At 37.6% G+C, this 5,330-nt stretch carries 6 protein-coding genes; 1 reads left to right on the forward strand and 5 read right to left on the reverse strand.

Annotated elements, in window-relative coordinates; translation table 11 throughout:
* Positions 1 to 49: 49 nt before the first annotated feature.
* From E1176_RS06895 to rpmH, 5 genes are all read right to left on the reverse strand, one after another.
* Positions 50 to 571 carry a DUF2480 family protein gene (locus E1176_RS06895; protein ID WP_155209871.1) on the reverse strand — a complete coding sequence of 174 codons (522 nt, stop codon included), beginning with the start codon at positions 569 to 571 and terminating at the stop codon, positions 50 to 52.
* A gap of 46 nt (positions 572 to 617) precedes the next feature.
* Positions 618 to 1,298, reverse strand: a complete 681-nt coding sequence (tsaB, locus tag E1176_RS06900) for a tRNA (adenosine(37)-N6)-threonylcarbamoyltransferase complex dimerization subunit type 1 TsaB (protein WP_155209872.1) — start codon at positions 1,296 to 1,298, stop codon at positions 618 to 620.
* A complete protein-coding gene (locus E1176_RS06905; protein ID WP_155209873.1) occupies positions 1,298 to 2,947 on the reverse strand; it encodes a S41 family peptidase in 1,650 nt (549 codons plus the stop codon). Before E1176_RS06905 ends, tsaB begins: the two co-directional genes overlap by 1 nt.
* A gap of 6 nt (positions 2,948 to 2,953) precedes the next feature.
* A complete protein-coding gene (gene rnpA, locus E1176_RS06910) occupies positions 2,954 to 3,322 on the reverse strand; it encodes a ribonuclease P protein component (RefSeq protein WP_155209874.1) in 369 nt (122 codons plus the stop codon).
* A gap of 61 nt (positions 3,323 to 3,383) precedes the next feature.
* A complete protein-coding gene (gene rpmH, locus E1176_RS06915) occupies positions 3,384 to 3,539 on the reverse strand; it encodes a 50S ribosomal protein L34 (RefSeq protein ID WP_155209875.1) in 156 nt (51 codons plus the stop codon).
* 131 nt (positions 3,540 to 3,670) lie between these two features.
* On the opposite strand from rpmH, the gene E1176_RS06920 reads away from it, so the two are divergent.
* Positions 3,671 to 5,330: M61 family metallopeptidase (locus E1176_RS06920; protein ID WP_155209876.1), on the forward strand; the 1,660-nt coding region annotated here is incomplete at its 3' end.

Raw genomic sequence — 5,330 nt, forward strand, 5'->3', positions numbered from 1 at the left:
GTAATAACTTTTTTATTACCCACAATACCCCACGTAAAAAAATTTGAATTTATTTCTTTCGAGGTGCTTTATATATCGGGACTGTGCTGCATGGCTCGCCATACATAATGCTGGAAGCTACAGGTTTTAGCAACCTAACTATCTCAACATAAGCGAATTCCGTGATTTTGAGATCACTGCAACCCTTGATTACAAGTTTCTTATCAGTATAATCTTCCGGGTTTATTTTTTCTAAAGAATTTTTAAAAAGAATTTTTTCTAACTCTGTCTTTGATCCAAAAATGAACATTTTGGCATACTCCTGAAGTTTTGAAGCGATCAACATATAGGCCCAAGTTGGCACAATAGCATCTGCGGAACAAGTGATAGCGACAAATTGATCCTGGTATTTTGACCAGTCGTGTTCTTTTACTTCAGCCCTAAAGTCTTTTTCTTTCAGAATCATACCCTGAAAAAGCCATGGTGCAATATCGAGCTGCACTCTTTCTCCATGTGGGTAATAGTCCTCAAGGTTGATTGTCAATAAAGGGCTTTTTTCAACTCTGTTTATTATCTCTCCTGTCTGCGCCATTCTTTCTAAAGTATTTATAGCTCCTGTTCGACTTTTGGTAACGTATTTATTTTGCCTTTGGTTTGGTAACTCTAAAGTCTTTTAAATAAAAAGGATTGAAGTACGCCAAATCTTCAAACTGGTTTTTTATATATCGTTGATATGCTAATCTTCCGACAGTAATAGCGTCTGGTTCTACATCATTGATAAACACAGCATTTTTCGATTGAATCACGGCTTTACACTTTTCAGCTCCATTTCCAAAAAAATACATTTTGTTGCTATCTAATAAATCGTTGAAACTTGATTCTTCTATGATAACGGGTTGTGTCTCTTGAATGGTTTCACCTTTCTTATTTTGTAGCATACAATAAACCTCCATTCTTCTTGCATCTAACATGGGACACAATATGTCTGCCTGGTTTGCAAATTGTGTGACCTGAGCTGCCATGGCTTCTAAGGTGTTGACTCCAATCAATGGGATCTCTAGTGCCTGGCAAAGACCCTTTGCTGTGGAAGTGCCAATACGCAAACCTGTATACGAGCCCGGCCCCTTAGACAGTGCCACCGCTTCTAACTGATCTTTTTGGAGATCACAATTATTGAGAAGGGTTTGAATAACAGGGACCAACAAGCCTGAATGAGATTGAGCAATATGGAGTGACTGATTGGCTAAAAGCTTGCCTTCTTTATGAATTGCTACGGAGCAAACATTTGTTGCTGTTTCAATGCTTAGGATTAGTGCCATTAATTAGAGCTCAGGGTTTTCTGATAAAGAGATTGATCATTTAACACATTTACTGCTTTTTGTATCTGCTTATCGTGTTGAAACGAACCTTCGATAGCTCCTTTTTGTAAAAATTTTCTCGTGAGAATTTCTTCTCTTAATAATTGCACTATCTCTTCTTTAAAATCGATAAGGTCATTTTGCTTACTTCTAGCTATTTCTTTTCTGAGTTGACTCAACTGTACCTTAATATCATTGTAATACTTTTCTTCTTTTGATAAACTCTCGAGCTCTTTAACTCTTCTCTCAACATCAGTTGTGTATGAATAATCTTTATTTACCAGCCAAGTGACAAACCTATCATAATCTTCATCTGAGAATTGAAATTTTGTCGGATCGGCTCCTACTTCATTTTCATAAGCATAGATGGTGGCATATTCAAAAATAAGCCCTTTGCGAACTAGTACTTCTGTGATAGTAGCGTAGTTTTGATATATTACCTTAATATCAGGAGAGAGCCCTTCTCCATCATAAACTCTTCTGCCATTTTTGGTTTTATACTCAACCTTAAGGGAATCATGTACTTTACTTGCGCTGCCATCTTTATTTCTATGCGCATAATCTAAAGCCTGGATACATCTTCCACTTGGAATATAGTATTTGGCAGTTGTGACCTTAAGTTGAGAGTTGTAAGTAAGCGGTCTGGTTGTCTGCACCAAACCCTTGCCAAACGTTTTGGTGCCGAGAAGTATACCCCGGTCATAATCTTGAATTACACCACTGACAATTTCAGAGGCGGATGCACTACCTCCATCTGCTAAAACTACCAGTGGTATTTTAGTGTCTTCGGGATTGTTTAGGGTTTTATATGTTTTATTCCATTCGGTTACTTTTCCTTTGGTAGAAACTACCTCTTTACCTTTTGGAATAAATACATTTGAAACGTTTACCGCTTCGCTTAAAAGGCCTCCTGGATTGTCTCTTAAATCAAGAATAAGTTTTTCCGCTCCCTGGTTTTTGAGATCTTTTACCGCCTTTTCAACCTCCTTACCAGCATTAGTTGTAAAATCTTCAAGTCTTATGTAACCGATCTGGGGTGTAACCAAGCCATAGTAGGGCACATTGTTGACCGTAATCTTTTCCCTTTGAATACTAAATTTAATAGGATTGGCTTCACCATATCTTTTTACTGTAACCTCAACCTGGGTACGAACCTGCCCTTTAAGTAAAGCGCTAATCTCTGAAATCTCAAAGTCCTTTACATCTTCTCCATCGATCTCTAACAATTGGTCTCCGATTCTTAGTCCAGCCTCATGGGCAGCAAAACCATCGTAAGGCATTGTAATTAGTATTTTGCCCTCTACCCGACCTATTAGCGCTCCAATACCAGCATATTGGCCTGTAGTCATTGTTCTAAATGACTCTATATCTTCTTCGGGAATATAATTTGTATAAGGATCAAGTGAGGCCAGCATTGAATCGATACCGGCACGGATAAGTTTATCTGGATCTACCTCATCTACATAGTATGCATTGACTTCCTTAAACAAGGTGGCGAAAATATCGAGGTTTTTGGCTATCTGAAAATATCTTTCGGCAGGCTCTTTTGCAGCAATTGCAATTACTGAAAGCAGCAAAATGGTCGCTATGAGTATTCTTAATTTTCTCATTCTGATTTAAGACTGGTAAGCCTGATTTATTTTAGAAAGCAAACTTATTAAGGCTTTCTCAAGCTTGTGATAATCTGACACTTCTTTGGCAGTATAAATATATGCAATAAGGAGTGTTTTATCTACATCTAACAGTTGCTTGTTAAGTCGATAGGCCTCCCTGATTTGTCTTTTAATCCTGTTACGCGCTACCGCGGTCTTATGATTTCTTTTGGGTACCGTAATTAGCAACTGATGAGGCGACTGATTTTTATCGCTTTGAGGGAGCACCAAGACCTTAAACGGGTATAAATAAAAAGAGGAACCCTTGGAGAAGAGTTCCTGAATTAATTTTTTACTGGAAAGCTTTTCGGCTTTTTTAAAAGTGCTGCTCATTTAAGCTATTTTCTCAAATAAATTATCTGAAAAAACACGAGCCAACAACAGTACTACCAGATTACTTGTGTGTCTTTTCGTCAGAAACTGTAAGTTTCTTTCTACCCTTTGCTCTACGGTTGGCTAATACCTTTTTTCCATTGACAGAAGCAGCTCTAGCTCTATAACCGTGCTTGTTTTTTCTTTTTCTCTTCGAAGGTTGAAATGTTCTTTTCATTGTATCTTGCTTTACTCTTCAATTGAAGAAGTATGAATTCCTCTATAATTTGAATCGGGCTGCAAAGATACAGCGCTTTTTTAAAATTGCAAACTGTAGTCTAGATTTGTTTGACATTAAACTTACTCCCGATGCAATATACTATACACCTGGCTAATCCTCTTGAACATTTACTAGAAATTACATTATCGCTCTCAGCGCCTGATGACACTCTAGAATTGGTGTTGCCACTGTGGCGCCCCGGTAGATATGAAGCCGCCAATTACAGTAAAAACTTACGCAGTGTAAGCTTTTTTGATGACAACGATACTTCCCTCTCATATGATAAGACCGATGCCAATCGATGGACTGTAGACACTAGAAAAACTAAGAATGTTACTGTTAAGTATGAGTATTATGCTTTTGCCATGGATGCCGGTAATAGCTACTATGATGAAGAGCTAATCTATATTAATTTTATAAACTGCTTGATGTATAGCCCTAAAACCACTCAATCAAAATGTAAGGTTTCCATTAACATACCTTCTGAGTATGAAGTAGCTTGTGCACTCTCTAACTCACATCATGTGTTTGAAAGCACTGATTTTTACGAACTGGTCGACAGCCCTTTGATGGCTTCAAAAAATATCGACCTCAAATCTTATAATGTTGGCGAAACTCAATTTAATATTTGGGTTTATGGAGTGCATAATATTGACCTCAAACAGCTTACTTCAGACTTTAAGAAGTTCAGTGAAGCTCAAATTAGTTCTTTAGGGGAGTTTCCTGAAGATGAATATCACTTTTTATTACTCATTCTCCCATACAAGCACTACCATGGCGTTGAGCATGCTAAATCAACAGTTATTTGTTTAGGCCCTGGAAATGAAGTGGGAGAGGGCAAATTGTATAGTGAACTTTTAGGCGTAAGCTCTCATGAGTTGTTTCATGCCTGGAATATTATAAAAATAAGACCGAAGGAGATGATGCCATATGACTTTTCTCGCGAAGTTACATTTCCTACAGGCTTAGTTGCTGAAGGATTTACCACTTATTATGGTGATTTATATTTATGCAGAGGTAAAGTTTTTGATACCCAATGGTATTTTGATGAGCTAAACACTCTATTTAACAGACATTTCTGGAATTATGGCCGCCTGAACGAATCGGTAATCACTTCTTCTCTCAATTTGTGGATTGACGGATATGTACAGGGCGCTCCTCACAAAAAAAGCTCGATTTATGTAGAAGGAGCAATGATCGCGTTATGTCTTGATCTCATTATTAGAAAACAGACATCTTCAGAAAAGTCCTTAGACGATGTGCTGCATCTTTTATGGGAAAAGCACGGGAAAACTCAGGTTGGTTATAGTCTCGAAGAGATAAAACTTTACTGTGAAGCTATATATGGAGAAAGTTTGGATGCATTTTTCAAGGATTATGTTTTTGGCGCCCGAGACAAGTACGATTTGGTAGATGAATTACTGGGTTTTGTTGGCTGCAATTTAGTCCAAATTCCAAATGAAAATTTTCTCACAAGATATCTCGGGCTGCGTGGTGTCTCTAATGAAGCGTCTAAACTGAAAATCTTACAGATTGCACCAGGCTCTATCGGTCAGGAATTCTTTTCTGTGAATGACGAAATCAATTCTATCGATGGTAATAAACCTGAGGAATATAAGCCGCTTATGAATGAGCCATCAGTCTTTGAAATTCGGAGAAATAGTAGAGAGCGAGTAATTGAAGTCAGTATTGACCCAAATCTTCAATATTATCACAACCATATTATTGAAAAGCAAAAACAGCCTACTG

The organism is Fulvivirga aurantia (assembly GCF_009711475.1).
Taxonomy (GTDB): domain Bacteria; phylum Bacteroidota; class Bacteroidia; order Cytophagales; family Cyclobacteriaceae; genus Fulvivirga; species Fulvivirga aurantia.

What these genes read in the sequence shown, in the direction of transcription:
- E1176_RS06895 (WP_155209871.1), bottom strand. Translation starts at nt 571, where the DNA reads ATGGCGCAGACAGGAGAGATAATAAACAGAGTTGAAAAAAGCCCTTTA.
- tsaB (WP_155209872.1), bottom strand. Translation starts at nt 1,298, where the DNA reads ATGGCACTAATCCTAAGCATTGAAACAGCAACAAATGTTTGCTCCGTA.
- E1176_RS06905 (WP_155209873.1), bottom strand. Translation starts at nt 2,947, where the DNA reads ATGAGAAAATTAAGAATACTCATAGCGACCATTTTGCTGCTTTCAGTA.
- rnpA (WP_155209874.1), bottom strand. Translation starts at nt 3,322, where the DNA reads ATGAGCAGCACTTTTAAAAAAGCCGAAAAGCTTTCCAGTAAAAAATTA.
- rpmH (WP_155209875.1), bottom strand. Translation starts at nt 3,539, where the DNA reads ATGAAAAGAACATTTCAACCTTCGAAGAGAAAAAGAAAAAACAAGCAC.